At 56.2% G+C, this 17674-nt stretch carries 12 protein-coding genes; 5 read left to right on the top strand and 7 right to left on the bottom strand.

Annotation, left to right across the window (positions count from 1 at the left end; translation table 11 throughout):
- Positions 1-19: 19 nt before the first annotated feature.
- Positions 20-2338, top strand: coding sequence for a GH92 family glycosyl hydrolase (locus ACPOL_RS12085; protein ID WP_114207290.1), 2319 nt, complete (start codon positions 20-22; stop codon positions 2336-2338).
- A gap of 46 nt (positions 2339-2384) precedes the next feature.
- Positions 2385-3578 carry a glycoside hydrolase family 76 protein gene (locus ACPOL_RS12080; RefSeq protein ID WP_114207289.1) on the top strand — a complete coding sequence of 398 codons (1194 nt, stop codon included), beginning with the start codon at positions 2385-2387 and terminating at the stop codon, positions 3576-3578.
- A gap of 1220 nt (positions 3579-4798) precedes the next feature.
- Here ACPOL_RS12080 and ACPOL_RS12065 read toward each other — a convergent pair.
- The 3 genes from ACPOL_RS12065 to ACPOL_RS12055 all read right to left on the bottom strand — a co-directional run bounded on the left by ACPOL_RS12065 (position 4799) and on the right by ACPOL_RS12055 (position 7338).
- Positions 4799-5425: a hypothetical protein gene (locus tag ACPOL_RS12065; RefSeq protein ID WP_114207287.1), complete on the bottom strand. Its 627-nt coding sequence runs from the start codon at positions 5423-5425 to the stop codon at positions 4799-4801.
- A 449-nt stretch (positions 5426-5874) separates the two neighbouring features.
- Positions 5875-6501: an NADPH-dependent F420 reductase gene (locus tag ACPOL_RS12060; RefSeq protein WP_114210795.1), complete on the bottom strand. Its 627-nt coding sequence runs from the start codon at positions 6499-6501 to the stop codon at positions 5875-5877.
- A gap of 90 nt (positions 6502-6591) precedes the next feature.
- Positions 6592-7338: an SDR family NAD(P)-dependent oxidoreductase gene (locus ACPOL_RS12055; RefSeq protein ID WP_114207286.1), complete on the bottom strand. Its 747-nt coding sequence runs from the start codon at positions 7336-7338 to the stop codon at positions 6592-6594.
- A gap of 152 nt (positions 7339-7490) precedes the next feature.
- Here ACPOL_RS12055 and ACPOL_RS12050 point away from each other — a divergent pair, with 152 nt between their 5' ends.
- The 3 genes from ACPOL_RS12050 (at position 7491) to ACPOL_RS12030 (ending at position 12997) form a co-directional block, all read left to right on the top strand.
- A complete protein-coding gene (locus tag ACPOL_RS12050) occupies positions 7491-8108 on the top strand; it encodes a TetR/AcrR family transcriptional regulator (protein WP_114207285.1) in 618 nt (205 codons plus the stop codon).
- A gap of 584 nt (positions 8109-8692) precedes the next feature.
- Complete coding sequence (locus tag ACPOL_RS12045) at positions 8693-9613, top strand: helix-turn-helix domain-containing protein (protein ID WP_114207284.1); 921 nt, start codon at positions 8693-8695, stop codon at positions 9611-9613.
- A gap of 1245 nt (positions 9614-10858) precedes the next feature.
- Positions 10859-12997, top strand: a complete 2139-nt coding sequence (locus tag ACPOL_RS12030; RefSeq protein WP_236657423.1) for a glutaminase family protein — start codon at positions 10859-10861, stop codon at positions 12995-12997.
- 310 nt (positions 12998-13307) lie between these two features.
- Here ACPOL_RS12030 and ACPOL_RS12025 read toward each other — a convergent pair whose 3' ends face one another.
- The 4 genes from ACPOL_RS12025 to ACPOL_RS36155 form a co-directional block, all read right to left on the bottom strand.
- On the bottom strand, positions 13308-13739 hold the full coding sequence (locus tag ACPOL_RS12025; RefSeq protein WP_114207281.1) for a hypothetical protein: 432 nt from the start codon (positions 13737-13739) through the stop codon (positions 13308-13310).
- A 70-nt stretch (positions 13740-13809) separates the two neighbouring features.
- A complete protein-coding gene (locus tag ACPOL_RS12020) occupies positions 13810-14541 on the bottom strand; it encodes an SDR family NAD(P)-dependent oxidoreductase (RefSeq protein WP_114207280.1) in 732 nt (243 codons plus the stop codon).
- Positions 14542-14688: 147 nt separating this feature from the next.
- On the bottom strand, positions 14689-16179 hold the full coding sequence (locus tag ACPOL_RS12015) for an amidase family protein (RefSeq protein ID WP_161557310.1): 1491 nt from the start codon (positions 16177-16179) through the stop codon (positions 14689-14691).
- Between the two features lie 204 nt (positions 16180-16383).
- Positions 16384-17382, bottom strand: coding sequence for an AraC family transcriptional regulator (locus ACPOL_RS36155; RefSeq protein WP_114207278.1), 999 nt, complete (start codon positions 17380-17382; stop codon positions 16384-16386).
- Between the last annotated feature and the right edge of the window lie 292 nt (positions 17383-17674).

The raw sequence follows: 17674 nt of genomic DNA, 5'->3' as shown, positions 1-17674 counted from the left end.
GATTTGAGGGGCCGCAAAGATGTATGTTGTAGGTAGATCGATCGAAGCTGCCAGTCTCGCGCTGCTTTGCGCCACCTTGCTTCACTCAACGGGCCTGGCGCAGAAGACTTCCGCGAAGACTCCGCTCGAATACGCAAACGGCCTGGTCGGAACAGCGCCGCTGGACGACCAAAAGCTGATCGGCAACGCTCCGCCGCCGGGCGAGCAGCTTTACTCGGGCTTTACTTCGCCGGCCGCGATGCTGCCTCATAGCTCGACCGAGTTGGGCCCGATCAACGCGAACCTCGACCTTAATTTTCCCGCCGGCGTGCGTGCCCCGTATTTCTATCCTAATCGCACGATCTTTGGCTTTTCGACCGGGGCGGAAGACAGCCCCACGATCATGCCGATTGTCGGCGACTGGACCGTCCCTCCCGAGCGCAGCGCCTCCGTATATGACAAGATGCGCGAGACCTCTTCGCCCGGATTCTACAGCGTCTATCTCGACGATTACCGCACGCTAGCCGAGATGACAGCGACCGCATGGACGGGAATCTTCCGCTTCACCTTCCCGCAAACGGAGAAGGCGCACATCCTGCTCGATTGGGGTGGCGGCGGCGGAGACATCGAAATCGTAAACGACCATAGCCTTCGGGGAAAGTCTGCGCATGGCAACAGGTATTTCGTAGCCGAATTTTCCCGGCCCTTTCGAGACTGTGGCGCTTTCAAACAAATTCCGCCGACGGGACGAAGAGACTCGCTGCTCGGAGACAACGTAGTCGATCCCGGGGCGCGCACCATCTCTGGGAATTTCGCTGGCGCCTATCTGCGTTTTGCCACCAACGGCGGCGAGCAGATATTGGTGAAGGTCGCGACCGGGCTGAGCTACGCGATGGCCGAGCAGAGATTGCAGGCAGAAGATCCCGAATGGGACTTCGATCGGGTGAAGCGGCAAGCGGAACACGCCTGGGCAGAGAAGTTAAACCGGATCGAAGTGAAGGGCGGCACAGAGAAGGAGAAGATGCTGTTCTATTCCTGCCTCTATCATTCCTTCGCCAGCCCGCGCCTGGTAGCGCGCAAAGGCGACGAGTTTGTAGTCCGCGGCGGCAAGATTGAAGAGGCCGCCTATGATCACTACGGCGAGGTCCCCTTCTGGGATACGGGACGAAACCAGATTGTGCTGCTTACCCTGCTCGAGCCCAATGCCAAATTAGACATCCTACGCTCGCAGTTCGACATGGCTCGCGAAAGAGGTTACATGGGTACATCCTTTCACGGCGACAACGCCGTTTTCATGTACCTGGGCGACTGGGAGCGCGGGCTGAAGTTCGATTATGCGGGTGTCTATGAGTATTTACGCAAGAATGCCACAGATCCGCACGGGCCACGCGGCTATCTTGCCGAATACATGCGTAATGGTTGGATCTCGGACATCGTCCCCGACGGGAATCCGAGTCCTCCGTATGCGGGAGGCAAAGCCGGAGCGGCAACCACGCTCGAATACAGCTGGGACGACTACGCGCTCGCGCTCTATGCGAAAAAGCTTGGCCGCGACGACGATTACCGGTTGTTTCTCCAGCGCGCTCACAACTACCGGAATGTCTTCGATCCGTCGATAGGATTTATGCGCGGAAAAACCGAGGATGGAAGGTGGATCACCCCCTTCGACCCAAAAGAACCGTACTACAACTTCATGATGAAGGAAGCTTCCGGGTGGTCGACCCTCTGGCTGGTGCCTCACGACGGTCAGGGCTTGATAGATCTGCTCGGAGGCCGGGAGAAGTTCGCTGCAAAATTGGATGAATTCTTCAACACGCCGTATACCGCCAAAGGCATCTGCCGCGACTGCACCGGCGTCATCGGGCAATATGTGCAGGGGAACCAGCCGGACCAGCAATCCGCCTACTACTATGATTGGGCCGGGCAGCCGTGGAAGACGCAGAAGCTCACGCGAGAAATCCTCGCGTCGATGTACGGCAGCGATCGCTATGGCCTCGCTTTTCCCGGCATGGACGATCAAGGGTCGACTTCTTCCTGGTACGTGATGAGCGCATTGGGATTCTATCCCGTCGATCCCTCCAGTCCGGACTACATCCTCGGCAGCCCAGTCTTCGATCAGGCGGTCATCCACATGGGGAGCGGAAAGGATTTCACCATTGTGGCCCACGGCAACTCGGCCAGAAACATCTATATCCAGTCGGCAACCCTGAATGGCAAGCCATGGAATAAACCTTGGTTCAGCCACTCCGATATCGCCGACGGCGGAAAGCTCATACTGACCATGGGACCTGAGCCGAACCGTCGATGGGGAAGCGCTATAGACGCGGCGCCGCCGTCGATGACGGTGTCCAGCCGGTGAAACCGACGATGACAAGGTGTCGATCTTAACCGGTCGGGAGCGAAGCATGTTCTTGCGCGTTAATTGGAAAAGTCGCTGTCGCTGGCTAATTGTCGGCGCTTGGTTGTTGTGCGCCGTTTCCGTCGGCCGCGGCTGGTGCGCCGCTCCAGCAGCGGCCACCAGCATTTCATACAAGCAGAAGGCAGCGCTGGCGATCCGCAGTCTTCAAACCTTGTATGACCAGCGGAGCGGGCTTTACAACACAACTGGATGGTGGAACTCCGCAAATGCCATCACTACTTTGGCGGATTACGCCCGGATAAGCGGAACCTCGGAGTTCGGTCCGGTTTTCTCGAACACCTTCAGCGCGGCCCAGAGGAAATTCCCCGGGTTTCTCAACAATTATTATGATGACGAAGGATGGTGGGCGCTGGCCTGGATCGACGCCTATGACTTGACCAACGATGGGCAGTACCTCTCGATGGCTAAGTCCATCTTCGCGGATATGGCTGAAGGCTGGGACGACACCTGCTCCGGAGGCATCTGGTGGAGCAAGGACCGCAAGTACAAGAATGCGATCGCCAATGAATTGTTCCTTTCCGTGGCCGCGCATCTTGCCTCGCGCGCGAAGAACTCCCATGAGCGACAGCAGTATCGGGCGTGGGCGATGCGCGAGTGGCGATGGTTCTCGCGCTCGGGGATGATCGGCGCGGATCATTTAGTGAATGACGGTCTAGATGCGCGATGCACCAATAATCACAAGACTGCATGGACCTACAACCAGGGTGTCATCCTGGGAGCTCTGGCCGAGCTATCCCGCGCGACCCGCAATTCCGCACTGCTCCCGGTTGCGCAAAGCATCGCTGCCGCTGTGCTTTCCTCACCAGTCTTGGTCGGAGCAAACGGAGTCCTTCATGAGCCCTGCGAGCCGGACTGCGGCGGCGACGGTTCCCAGTTTAAAGGGATATTCCTTCGTAATCTGCGATCTCTCGATGAAACTACACCCTTGCCGGAGTATGAGCGGTTTATCTTCTCCAACGCGGACAGCATCTGGAGAGGCGCGCGTGAGCCCGACTATCGCCTAGGCCTCAGTTGGTCTTCGCCCTTCGGCGAAGCCAATGCAAGCACCCAGAGCTCCGCGGCAGATGCCCTGGTGGGCGCGGCGGAGGTGGAGACCTTGCGCGCCAGCAGGTTCTATATTGCACACTATAGGAACCCATGCAGGCAGTGTCAAAGTTATGTAGTGTGTGGTACAGAATAATGAGATGCTATGGGGCGTCCACGCAAGTTCGACATCGACACGGCCATCAAGACGGCGACCCCGCTTTTCTGGCGAAAGGGCTACGAAGGCACATCGCTCAGTGATCTCACTTGGTCGCATTCCGATGACAGGTCTGTGGCCAAGAATACCGCGTTGCTTTTAGCATGTGGGTCCAATGGCACGCAGGTGAGGACGCAGCAAATGGCTCAAACTGGGTGAGCAACACGGACTACGCACTTTAAGCAGCAATCCGAGCTCGGCAGTGGTGTCTAAGCGAAACATTATCCGTTTTCAGGAGAAATCGTGAATTCTGTTCGTTCGCTGCGCTGGCTCGCCTATGGCACTTCTTTGGCGCTCGGAGTCTATGCCTGTTGTGTTGGCTTTCTCTGGCGCAGGTACGGACGATCCGACCATTCCCGCGACGCAAGCGGAGAGCAGTACCTTGATCGTCTGCTCCCCAACTATGACGTCATAGAGCGTGTTCAGACGCACGTTGCCGCACCTGCCGACTTGGTCTTCTCTAACGCCTGCAGTCTTAATCTTCAAAGCTCCGGCCTTATTCGGGCAATCTTTAGATCTCGCGAGATCATTCTGGGGAGGCGCCAGCCGGCAAAGCCGACGCGACCTTGGCCTCGTCGAACAGGCCAAGGCCTGGGGCTGGAACCTCCTTGCTGAGCGAACGGGTCACGAACTCGTTTTCGGAGCCATTACGCAACCTTGGATCACTCACCCCATTTTCTACGGCCCCACGCCGGAACAGTTCACAAGCTTTCACCAGCCAGGATGGGTCAAAATCGCATGGACCCTCCGAGTGGAACCCTCCGCCGCCAACACTTCCATTGCAAGCACGGAGACACGAGCTGTGGCCATAGGAAAAACGGCACGCTCGAACTTTCGGCTCTACTGGGCATTTGTTTATCCGGGGACTATCTTGATCCGACTTATCGCACTCAGGGAAATCAGAGAACGCGGCGAACGAGAAAGCTCATAGCTTTCACTCGCTGAGTTGGCGCCGGTACCAAGCGCTCCCTTTACTGTGCTTGCAGATTTTGGCAAATCAGGCTCGAAGAGCCGGCTGCACCTGCGCTCATGTGCCGTCGACCCGCCGGCTCTCGATGTGGTGCGTGGTGGGACGAGGCGTGATCAACGCGAAACCAGCATGGAGGAAGGTATCTCAAACGCTATAGATGGCAAGAAGCGCCTTTCTATAACTAACGGTGTCACTGTGGACGACGAGTATAGGCATAACGGTGTCGGAGCCATTTCGTTCCCGTTCCATCTGCCGGCGTAAAGTACTGATCCTTGACATCTCTATCCGGTCCTTCGAAACGAATGACTTGTTCCATGAGGATGAGTTGACCAGTCACGCTTGCACCCGAGGCGGGGACAGCGAACGGCTCGAATATCAGATTGATTGTCGATCCGCCTCCTCTACCCGCGCTCCACGCTGGCATCAGTCCAACCGGCGCACGGGTATCGAAAGAGACGTATCCCCAACGCCCCTGCAGCCGGGTGTAGGACAAGAGATCCGTGCGCTTCACGGCCTTGGGAGTAGGCGCCCCTGGTTCGCGAATGATTTCCTGTAGAAGCGTTCCCATCAGGACGCGCTCAGCCACAAGTCCTTTGGTCGTCACGGGCGGCGCGGTGGGAGAGGCCCATTCGGTTTCCGTCACATCCCAAAGCCCCACTCTCTGCGCGAGGATTGAGCCTTCGGCTCCAAGTTCATTCAAACTCGCAATGGTCGGCTTCTCCTGCTGTGCCGATGCTTCCATTGGGAGAACCAGGCCCACTGCGACTAAAGCGAGCGACAGTCCCTGTAGATTCTTGACAGATAGGATCCACTTCATAAAATCCTCTTTCTACATCAGTGGAATTGCTTGCTCATGCCGGAAATTGAGTCGAGCAGTTGGACGAACTTTGAACCGTCAGAGCGAGGCAACTCCATTTTCGGAGTATCGCGTCCTTGGATTCATCTTCCCAAAAGGTCCTTTCTGGCGGTCAACGTCTAAGTGGCACTGAGTCGGCTTCTCCAAATTGATCCGGATTCGCGACTCTCAGTGGGCAGCCCATCCCACATTTCAGTCTTCGTCATGCCAGGACAAACGATGTTGACTCGGATCGGCCCTTGCATGCCTTTGTCACCTCGTCGCGGCTAGGCTGGCACTTCCGTTCAAGAGGGCCAGTGCTCCGGCCGCGCCCGCACCAACCGAAAATTGCCTGCGAGTAAACTCTACGGTCTAATCCCCTCCAAGATTCTGGATTTCGTTGGCCGAATCACTTAAGAGGACTTCCGAGCCTAAAGATTCAGGGCCCTCCGAACCTCAGGCCCGGACATTCCAGTGTCATAGACCGCCGTGCCCATATCGAACTCGCGCGCTCGGTCGAGAGCGCCAACGACAACTGGATCAAAGCCCGAATCAACGACAAGGTTGGAGGCGATGCGAAGGGCAGCTTCATCGTCCGAGGCGAGAGGTATCCCAACGCGCGGTCCCGCGCGGTGAGCTTCCTTGGCAAGGACCGGGTGCCAGACGGTGTTGAAGACGCGAACGATACGAACTCCTGCAAACCATTCGCGCAGAAACACGCCGGTGCCGCGTCCAGACTCCAGTACGCTTCTGGCTATCTCCCCATCTCGTTTGAGGTTCGGGTTCCCTGTCTCCAGGACGATCTTCTGCGAGAGCGCCTCCCGCTTGGTGCGACTAAACTCAGGCAACTCACCAAACGGTATCGAGAGCAGAATTACATCCCCGAATGAGATCGCCTGATCTGGCGTCCCGCTGCGGGTAGAGTTTCCCGCCGCCTCAACCAGGGCAGCCAGCGACTCGGGATGACGCGACGAAAACAGTACCTCGTGCCCGGCTCGCGACCATAAGGTGCCAATAAGGCCACCGATCCTGCCGGATCCAACCACTCCAATCTTCATCGGAATGCTCCCTCCATTGAGCGAAAGTTTCTGGTGCTTGTCCGTATGCAGGAGCATGAGGCTTGCATACGTAGATTCTGGGTAGCTGGGCTAAACCTGCCCGATCCCGCCGTCCACCATTAGATCGGTGCCAGTAACGTACGAACTCTGATCAGAAGCGAGGAAGACTGCTGCATTCGCAATCTCTACGGCATCGGCTGCCCTGCCGAGCGGAATTGCACCGACATAACCATTGATGACTTCCTGACGATCGAGCCCCTCGGCCTGGCCATTAAGGATAGGAGTATCAGTCAGCCCAGGGCTGAGCGTGTTCGCGCGAATGCCGCGATCCTTGAACTCCGCAGCCCAAGTACGAGCATACGACCTGTTCGCTGCCTTAGTGGCGGCATAGGCAGTGTGACCAGCAAAGCCCATCTGGTGCATCGCGGAGCTGACCAGGATGATGGAACCTTTTCGAGTCATCAGCGGCAATAGTTTCTGCACCAGGAACACAGGCGCGCGTGCCATCACGTTCAAGCTCTTATCGAAGTGTTCGGGAGTGATGTCTTCGATTGCAGCTCGTTCCGTGAACCCGGCATTGGAGACGATGATATCAACAACGCCCTTTTCGGCTTTCACCATCTCAGCTAGGTTGCCTATGTCCTCGAGCTTCGCAAGATCTCCGGCGATCGCGGTGACATTCCGACCGATCTCCGCGGCCGCTTTATCCAGTTCGCTCTGACGCCGGGCCGTAATAAAGACATACGCCCCTTCCTCCACGAACCGATTCGCAGTCGCTAGACCAATTCCGCTGTTTCCGCCCGTCACCACTGCGACTTTTCCCTCAAGTACACCCATATACTCTCCGATCTCTTAGTTACTGCCCTACCCGTAACGGGAGGCGAGAAGTCGCGTTCGTTATCGATCAACCGTTACAAAATAATGTCGTACGATCGTTACAGATGTCTGGAACTCTGCATCGGATTCAGGAATTCTGCGTCTAAAACAACATGAAAGGGTCAATCAAACCGGGAAGACCTGCTGCTTTCGACAAAGAAGCCGCACTTGACGTTGCGATGCGTCTGTTCTGGGAACGAGGTTACGAGGGTACGTCCATGGCAGATCTCTCGCATGCGATGGGCATTCATCCATCCAGCATTTATGCAGCGTTCGGTGATAAGCAGGCACTCTTCGCGCTTGCAGCAAAACGCTATATGGAAGTGCCAGGGCAATACATGGTGCGTGCGCTTGCAGAGCCGTCATTCGAAGCATTTCTCCGGGCTGCGTTCTATAACACTGTGGAGTTTTTGGGCTCCAAGGAACACCCGGCCAGCTGCTTCACGTTGACTGGCTCGTTGTCCTGCGGCGTAGACACTGAGCCTGCGAAGGCGCTTATGCTCGATATACGCCTCCGGAACGAAGCCGTCCTCAAGGCCCGTCTTCTCAAGGCGAGGAGGGCCGGGGAGTTCTCCAAGGAAGAGAACATCGACGACTATACCCGCTATCTTTCGTCGCTGCTGAGTGGCCTCGCCGTTCAAGCCGCGAACGGTTCTACTAAAGCTCAGCTCAAGCGCACAGCTGAATTGGCTTTGAGACACTTGGGAATCAGAGCGCGAAGTGATTGTTAGTTCGAGTCCATATACGGATGTGATCGGCCGATCAGTATGGACAAAATGCCACAACAGCAACTTCTAACTTGCTCTTACTGCGCCTGTAAGCCCGCTTCGAACCATGGGGCAAGAACCACCATCATCTGCTTGTCCATGTGCATCACAAATGCGGCGGAAGCTACAGTCAGAGATAGCCGCAGCCAAGGAACACCTGCGGCCGAAGAGAGCGGGAATCAAGACATAGCCAAGTTGAGCACCCCAAAGCCCTTCGTTATGTTCTCTCCCATTCGTTCAACATAGATGTGTGAGCAGCAAGGAAAACTCCCCTGGGCTTGAAGTGAACTGACAACCAGGTTTTACCTTAATTTACCCCCCGTCGGGCCGAGGTCATGAAATTCTTGAAATTCGCCAAGAGTTGCGAAAAGCAGCGAGAGCCTGGCCAAATCTTGTGATTTACGTCCGCTTTGAATCGAATGGCCACGGGGGCTCAAGCGATTCGATACGAATCGGCGAGGCTAAAAAGATGATGGCGAAGCGCTGAACTGAGTTTCGAATTGCGCAGTAGCAGAATCGCTTCAGAGGGACAAGGAGGTGCAAACGAAATGCCTAGCCTAGCCGAAGACGTAAGAGGCAAGAGTGATGCCGGACACATCAAAGAGCTGCTGACTAGCGATTCAGCTAACTGGAAGTCACTCTACCTGCAGTCAATAGAGAGGGCGTACTCTCCCGATCCGTACCCCATCGGCGCTTTTACTAATCCCTCAATCATCCTTATCCATGAAAGACATTTCCGCGTAAGCCATTTCTCGGAAGGACGATGGCGCAAGATAGATTACTCCCGAGGCACGGGCATACTCACACCTGCAGGGCTTCCCCGCCTCGTACGTCACGACTCTGTAGGGAAAGTTCTTAATTGCTCGCTTCTGGTTTTACCTCAAGAGACCCTGGATTTCGTCGCCCGGGAAGTGCAGAAACCGAGCACCATCAGCGATCGTCCCTTCTTTGATGATCCGGTCATCAGTGACCTTGCATTTTCCGCGATGTCAGCCCTCCGCGGTGGAGCTCCAGATTTTTACGCTCAAACCGCTGCGCAGTGGATATCAGCACATCTGTTGCTTGGCGCAACCAAGGGGGATGAATGGCGTCAGTCCCTCGCCAAAGAGCGCATTTCCGATTACCGCCTCGTGCGCGTGCTCGAGTACATCGAAGCGCACTTTGCTGAACGCCTGGACCTCGGCGTCCTCTCCAAAGTGGCGGCTATTAGTCCATTTCACTTCGCAACGCTCTTCCGCAGAGCTGTCGGAACAACACCTCACCGACATGTGCAGCACATACGAATGGAAGCGGCTAAAGCGATGCTCATCGATACCGACAAAGCCATTCTTGAGATTGGCTTGACATGCGGATTCGGCAACGCGTCTCATTTTGCATCTGCCTTCCGCCGGCAATTCTCACAAAGCCCACTGGAATATAGATCTACTCACGGGCAGTTCAAAAAGAGGAAGAGGTGCCCAATTGAATAGCCGAAGCGACAACGTGAATAGCAAATTTCCTGAAGGGTCATACACGGATCTTCTGACTAGCGAGTCGGCAGATGGCGATCGCCAACGTGCGCATTCGAGAGAACGGCTGCTGGGTGGAGAGCCGTTCAAAGAACCGGCGTTTCGTGATCTGGTGATATGCCTGCTTCTCAATGAGAGCGTCAAGGTAAATTCATTTTCCAAGGGGAGATGGCGTGGAATGAAGCAGTACTTCCGAGGACCGGGCACCCTCCATCCCTGGGACATGAAAGTCCCGTACGGCTCCCCTCGAGCGCCAGAGGACTTTTTTCTTTCTCAATTTGATCTTGCCCCAAGACATGGTTGATTTCGTTGCACAAGAAAAATGTAGGCCTGGCAGCACGGATCAAACAGTTCTAAGAGAGATTTCGTTTTTTGAATGATCGAGTTGTCACGAGCTTCGGTTTCTCAGTGGTCACCGCGCTGAAAGGCAGGGCTCCTGCGAGCGACCTTCTTGTCCGTCCGGACGGACATGTCGCTTGTCGATTCAAACATGCCGCGGTTTACCGGTAGAGGAAGCGCTCACATTGGCTTTCGGTACCATTCTTGGTAGGCCTTAAACATAAATCGGGCAGCCTTCTAAAAACAAGCTGCAACTACCAGACCTTGTTCAATCGGCGGGTCTGCTGATCGCGCTCGCTTGCAGCAGTGGATTCGATGTCGCGATCAGGAGCAACGCAATCCAAAAGCTGAATCCAACGAGGCATCCGCGCATGTGCATCGACGCGTGTTTCATGGAGGGATCTGCGAGAAGCAGATAGACCGCTCAGGCGAGTGCTTGGCCGTGGGCAAAGGGGTGGGTGGCATGGATTATCTAGGTTTACGCTCCAGGCTTATGGCAATATTGCCGCTAATTTTCTTTGCTTCGGCTCTATCATTTCGTCTCGCGACTCTAGCGATCTCGTTAGTTCACGAGAGACGGTTGAAGAAGGACGGCGCGATCGAGTACGCCAACTCGTTTTGGCTTGCTCTCGCTCATCTCCTTTTCTACATTTCAGCCATAACCGAGTGGTTCATTTCGAAAAGCTCCACTGGACGGCTTATCAATACTAGGAATGGCGCTATATTTCACGAGTTCGATGGTCCTCGTCGGAGTCATCTGCATTTTGGAGTCGCAGACCTGATGCCCTCGTAGACGTCTTTAGAGACTTTGCCGGTATTCTTGGAAGCGTCTACAATCTCGCACAATCTCCTTAGAGGTCAAACACGTTGCTGCAGCTTACGAATGCCATCATCCTCTGCTTCCTATGTGCCGGCTCTTTCGCTGTCCAGACAGCGGCCCAGTCCTCCCCAATCGCCTCGCCGCAGCCCGTCCGGTATCCCGCTACTCCCCTGATCACTCACAACCCCTATTTCTCCATATGGTCCGACACCGATGACCTCACCGCCTCGAACACCGTCCATTGGACCGGCAAGCCGCAGCCCATCGTCGGCCTCCTTCGAGTCGACGGCAAGACCATGCGTTTTATGGGTGCCTCTCCGCACGAGCTCCCCGCCATGCAGCAGATCGCCCATCTCGTCACCCCCACCCACACCCGCTACAGCTTCACCGGTGGCGGCGTCCAGCTCGATCTTACCTTCTTCACTCCTACCATCCTCTCTGATCTCGACATCCTTTCCCGCCCCGTCACCTATATCAGCTACACCCTCAAATCGATCGACGGCAGATCTCACGCCGATGTCGCCGTCCTTACCGACGTCGACCCCGTCATCGCCGTCAACGCGCCCGGCGAACCCGTCACCTACTCTCGGAATCAGACCGAGACCCAGACCATTCTTTCCGTTGGCTCCCGCGATCAGCGGATTCTTAATCGCTCCGGCGACGACCTCCGCATCGACTGGGGATACTTCCATCTCTCCGTTCCCAAAGACGAAGAGTCCGTTTCGGCCATCGTCCGCGACACCTCCGTCGAACCCGGTGGTGTCTTCGTCACCACCGGCATGCTTCCTATCGCCGACGACATGGACGCCTCCTCCGTCGTCGGCCGAGGCGACGCCCACCTCGCTACGGAACTCCTCTTCCACACCGTGACCGACCAGTCGATGACCCGCCACGTCCTCGTCTCCTACACTGAGGGCTACGCCATACAGTTTCTCGAACGAAACCTCAGGCCATGGTGGCAGCGCAACGGTCAATCCGTCGCCGCCATGCTCGACGCCGCCGAGCGCGAGATGCCCGCCCTTGATCGTCGCGCCACTGACCTCGACACCTCCCTTACCGCCGATCTCACTCGCACCGCCGGGGCTAACTACGCCAACCTCTGCATCCTCGCCTACCGCCAAGCATGGGCGGCTCACGGCTTGGTCGCTGATCTCGATGGCATGCCCCTCGTCTTCGGCAAGGAGAACTTCTCTAACGGCTCCATAGGTACCGTCGACGTCCTTTACCCCGCCGCTCCGCTCTTCCTCTTCTTCAATCCCGCCTTGCTTGAGGCCGAGCTCCGTCCCCTCATGCAGTACACCGCGCTGCCCAATCGCTGGCGCTTTCCCTTCGCCCCGCATGACCTCGGCACCTACCCGCTCGCCAACGGCCAGACCTACGGCGGCGGCGAGGCGACCGAAGCAGATCAGATGCCCGTTGAAGAATCCGGCAACATGCTTATCATGCTCGACGCCGTCGCGCGGGCAGAGGTGAATGGCAAACCAAACACCGCCCTTGCCGCCGAACACTGGACCAAGATTACCCAGTGGGCCGAGTTTCTTCGGGGCCACGGCCTGGATCCCGAAAACCAGCTCACCACCGACGACTTCGCCGGCCACGTCACTCACAACGCCAATCTCGCCCTTAAGGCCATCGACGCCCTCGAGGCCTACGCCGATCTTGCCAGACTCCTGGGCAAGGATGACGTTGCCCGCGACTACTCTAAGACCGCCCACGACTTTGCCGGCAAGTGGATCACCATGGATCAGGAAGGCGACCACTACAAGCTCGCCTACGATTCCGCCAACACCTGGAGCCAGAAATACAACCTCGTCTGGGATCAGATCCTCGGTTATAACCTCTTCCCCAAATCCCTCCGCGACTCGGAGATCGCCTTCTACAAAACCAAAATCAACAAATTCGGCCTTCCGCTTGATAGCCGCGAAGATTACACTAAGCTCGATTGGTCGATCTGGACCGCCACCCTGGCGTCCAATCCCGTCGACTTCAACGCTATTATGGATCCCATCGCCCTCTGGATTAACCTAACCCCGAGCCGCGTCCCGCTCACCGACTGGTATGACACCAAGACCGGCGAGCAGGAGCATTTCCAGGCCCGCTCCGTCGTCGGCGGCGTCTTCATCAAAGCCTTGACCGACAAACAACTCACCGACAAATGGCGCGCGATGGCGGCCGACAAGAAGTAGATTTGCCAAATTCTTCCCATGTTGAGATATGGCGCATTCATATCTAGAAGCGCCTTGTCGCCAACTGAATTATTCGTCGTCGATCATGATTCTTGGTTCGGGAACTAGCGTCCGGCCAGGACTGCAATTGCCGGGACCCTTCGTCCTGAATCGGAATACCGGGCTTATCTAGATATCCGCCTTAACGTATCTAGTCGCAACAATTATGCCTCCATGACGTTGCGACCGAGCCGCCGGTACTTGCCCGTTGAGATGTTGCGAATAAGCAGAACCGGAAACGTGGAAGGGTTACCAGGAAAGGGAGAAGCGCTTATGAAGATATAGCGTCGTTTTCATTTTCGACCTTGGGATAAACATTCCCGGCGACTAGAAAGATGTCGGGAAACCCATCGTTGTCGAGGTCGACCATACCTGTACCCCAGCCGGTATATGGCGTTTCCGCGCCGCTCATTGCACTGAACGTCATGTCGTATGAGCCCTCTTCCTTCAGGAGAGGGCCCCAGCCGGGAAAAAAGAGGCTTGGAGTTGAATCGGCGGCGCGCTTGACCATCGCCCTCTCGAGTCCAAGTACGTTAGTGTCTGGGTACGAAAGGTCAGAGTTGGTCGCGACATCAAAGCTGCCAAGGTGATTTCGCGTGTCCACTGGCTGCCTGCGGTGCTCATGATTCAACCCGACATTGACGCTGAGACGCTTGTTCAACTTGAGATTGTCATGAGCGAAATAGGATGGCAGGCAGGACATCTACCTGGGCGGATGAATTCGCGACCAGCATCAAAGTAGCTGCCACCTGTCCGCCAGGTAACCCAGGTCTTCAGATCTGCGTCGCTCCGCCATCCACGAACAACTCCATACCGTTGATGAAGCTTGAATCGCTGGACGCCAGGAACAGCGCGACGGTGGCAATCTCCTCCGGGCGTCCCCACTCCCCTCGCGGCACCTGCGCTCGGATGTATTCCTTCATCTCCTCACTCATCCAGTCGTTGGCTGGCGTGTCGATCGGCCCCGGGCTCAGTACATTCACCCGGATGCCTCGCTGCTTCAGTTCAAGCAGCCAAGTCCGCACAAACGACCGCAGCGCGGCCTTGCTCCCAGCGTAGACGGAAAAGCCGGGGAATCCCTTCACGCTCATGCCCGATCCATTCAGGAAGATCGAGCCCTTGTCGTTGAACAGGGGCAACGCCTTCTGCACTGTGAACAGAGTACCCCGCACGTTGAGATCGAAGATGTTGTCAAAAAACTCCTCTGTCACCTGCTCAAGCGGCGCAGGCTCGCCTCTTCCAGCACTCGCGAACAAGACGTCGATGCTGCCCTTCTCCCGCTTCACCGTATCGTAGAGCCGATCCAGATCTGCCAGGTTCGACGCATCCCCTTGCACACCTGTCACATTTCGTCCAATCAGCTTCACCGCCTCATCCAGCTTCTCCTGCCTGCGCCCCGTAATAAACACGTGGGCACCCTCTTCAGCAAACAGTCTCGCCGTCGCCAATGCCATGCCGGAGGTCGCCGCAGTAATGACTGCGACCTTTCCATCGAGCTTACCCATTGCTTTGTCCTCTTCCTGCTGCGTTGTCGTGCATTAGCCCGTCGCTTACACAGGGCACTTGAGCGGCACCCGCCGCCTCTTTTGCAATTTGATCGGTAGAGCGTTGGAACAGAGACGCCACCCACAGCCCCTCAATGGGGGTTGAGTTCACCAATCTTTGTTTTCCTCAAATTGCGGAGGCGGTATGAAGCCTCCGAATAGATCGTCCATTAGCAGGGCCGCGTGGATCGGTGTTCGGTCTTCCAGATATGGGCCTACGATTTGGATTCCCATCGGTAGTCCGGCGGAGGTGAAGGTGATTGGTCTGGCGGTCGCCGGAAGATAAGCAAAATTCGCCAGTGCCCCGCACCAGACCACATGATCCCAATAAGGGTAGCGGCGCTCCTGGACCACCAACTCGCGCTCTACGGATGAAACCGAAAGATTGTGAGGGAACGCGGCGTGGGGCGAAACAGGACAAATTAGAGCGTCGAATCGCTCAAAAAAGGTACGCCAAGAGGAGATTGCCCTCGTTTGAACTTCCTTCGACTTCGCCATCTCCGCCGCAGTCTGACGCGCGCCGGCGTGGATCAGTTTCACAAACTTTGCATCGGGGTTACGCTCCAACATGGCTTCCAATTCGTTCGGCGTGTAACTCCCGAGCAGCAGAGGCATGAGTAGCTGAAAGTAGGCGTCCGCGACTTCGGTCAAATCAGAAAACGGCCGAGCGTGTCGATCTACTGCAGCACCTGCCTTTTCGAGACGCGTGGCGACCGTTTCCATCATGTCGGCAGTAGCGCGATCTACCGGGAACGCATCATCGCTCGACCAGAGTGCAATGCGGGCTGCTGAAAGACGTGCGAAGCGGGGAGGTGGTATTTCAGGTATCCATCTGCCTCGGCCTGTGCTTTCTTCGTCGAGAAGGAGAGCTTCTAGCGCCAGGTTTAAATCCTGGGCGGACCTGGCCATCGGTCCGAGCACTCCCATGTCGGCTATGCTCATGACCCCCGGCGGCGGCGGAACGTGGCCTCGTTGCGGATAGATTTCGAACGTCGGCTTATGGGCGTATATGCCGCAGAAATGAGCCGGTTGGCGAACCGAGCCGCCAATATCACTACCGAGCTCCAGCGGTATCATGCCTGTAGCCAGGGCCGCTGCCGCGCCTCCCGAGGAACCTCCGGACGTCATCTCCAGGTTCCAAGGGTTGCGCGTAGTACCGAAAAGCGAATTGTCGCTCTGAAAGTCGCTGGCCATCGTGGACAAATTAGATTTGCCAACGAACGTGACGCCGGCACGTCTCAATCGCGACACGCTCGGCGCGTCGGAGTTCGGGCGATAATTTGCCAGGGGAGGAAAGCCTGATGTGGCAGGAAATCCCTCGACTGCAATACTATCCTTCACGGTCATCGGTATGCCGTCGAGCGGCCCGCGAACGGCATTTGCCGCGCGCCTCTTGTCGCTTTCCCTCGCCGATTTCCGGGCGAGATCCACGTCCATCGCGACGATGGCGTTGACGGTGGGGTTGACTGCTTCGATTCGCTCGACAGTCGCCATCAATAATTCCTCAGCGCTTAGCTCGTTTCTGTTTAGCGCGGAGGAAAGCTGCTGCACAGTCGAAAAGGGTCCTAACGAAACTTTCATATCAGTTGCGATTGCCATACTTGCTCCTTCGGGAGATATTAAGTCTTTCGACCAGCCGGCAAAGCCGCCTGCGAACGCATATACAGCAATGACAGATTGCCGCTTTGTGTCGGTAATCATCGCCCTTTGCAACCTAACAAGGGGTGCCTGGCAAGCTAGGAATCTCGATCCCCACCAGACAATCTGACGGCTGAAGCTACGTTGCTTCTATGCCTAAAGCTTTCAATCTTCCACCTCAGCCATTTGTTGATCTTGCAAGATACGAGCGCCCCTGTGCTTAACCTCTTTCTGTCCGGGAGGCTGGCCGAACAGACGTGCGTACTCCCTGCTGAAATGAGACGCACTTAGGTATCCCACCTGAAAGGCGACGCTCTTCACATTCGTCTTACCACCAAAGAGCAGCCGCCTGGCTTCTAGAAGCCGAAGTCGTTTTAGGTACTGGTGTGGGGACAAAGAGGTCAAAAGCTTGAACTGGCGGTGTAACGTGGCCGGACTCATGCAAACAAGATCTGCTAGGTCGTCAACACACACAGGATTGCTAAAGTTCGCGTGCAAATGCCTTACGGCATCGGAGGCACGAATCCCTTGGCCCGCTGTAAAGAGGCGCTGCGCAAGCTGCCTCCCGCCCGGACCTGATTGCAGCCAATAGCAAATCTCTCGCAGCAGACTTTGCTGAAGAATTTGCACTGCCTTTGGGCTCTCGAGTAAAGAGATCGTGCGCAACAAACACTGCAGCAGTGGCAAGCTTAGATCAAGTGCCGAGATATCAGACCTGTCGGAGGAAATAGCCGATTTCCGTAGGAGACCAAGTCTATCTGCAATCTCTCGTGAGTGGGCGTAGTCCAACTCTACACAGAGCCCGAGATAGGGATTACCGGCACTGCTTGCGTGCACCGTGCAGCTGCAGCCTGATCCAGCCATTAAGAGAAACGCTTCACCGGGACTATAAGAGAGGTGTTGCTTTTCACGGATAACTGTAGTTGCGCCCTGAAGCGTGATCCAAATTGTCGGTCTCGACATTTGAGACTTGGTTGACGTTGCATGGTTGGACCGAATGATGGAAATGTCAGGAACGGCGGTTTTCTTTATAACACCTTTAGGATCCGGTCTGACCTGGGCCTCGAGAGTACGCGCGAGGAGTTCCAAGCACGCTTGCCTGGATGACACAACGCCAGCGTTCCTTGCTGGAATAGCATCTTGAGGGAACAAAACAACCTCCATACGAGATAAAATCGCCCTTTGCTGCCTCGCGGCGCAGGGAGAGCTTTGCGTCGTCCCTCAGGAGAAATTCTCTCCTTAAGTCATCTTGACGACTGAATCCTCACTTCACGTGAATCGCGGTTGCGGAGACATTGCGTATGGCAGTCTCAGGTGAACGGAATTGCCTTAAATTGGCTACCGGGCGCAGGGTGATTCGGGCTTGTATAACCTTTCGTCGCCGCATTATCCAGCCGTCTGCATCAACATTCACTTTGATACTTATCGCTCCTTCTCTTGCAGAGGAGACAACGCG

The sequence above is a fragment of the Acidisarcina polymorpha genome (genome assembly GCF_003330725.1).
Classification (GTDB): Bacteria; Acidobacteriota; Terriglobia; order Terriglobales; family Acidobacteriaceae; genus Acidisarcina; species Acidisarcina polymorpha.
The sequence above is the reverse complement of the archived record's forward strand: the minus strand, read 5'-3'. Positions and strand labels throughout refer to the sequence as shown.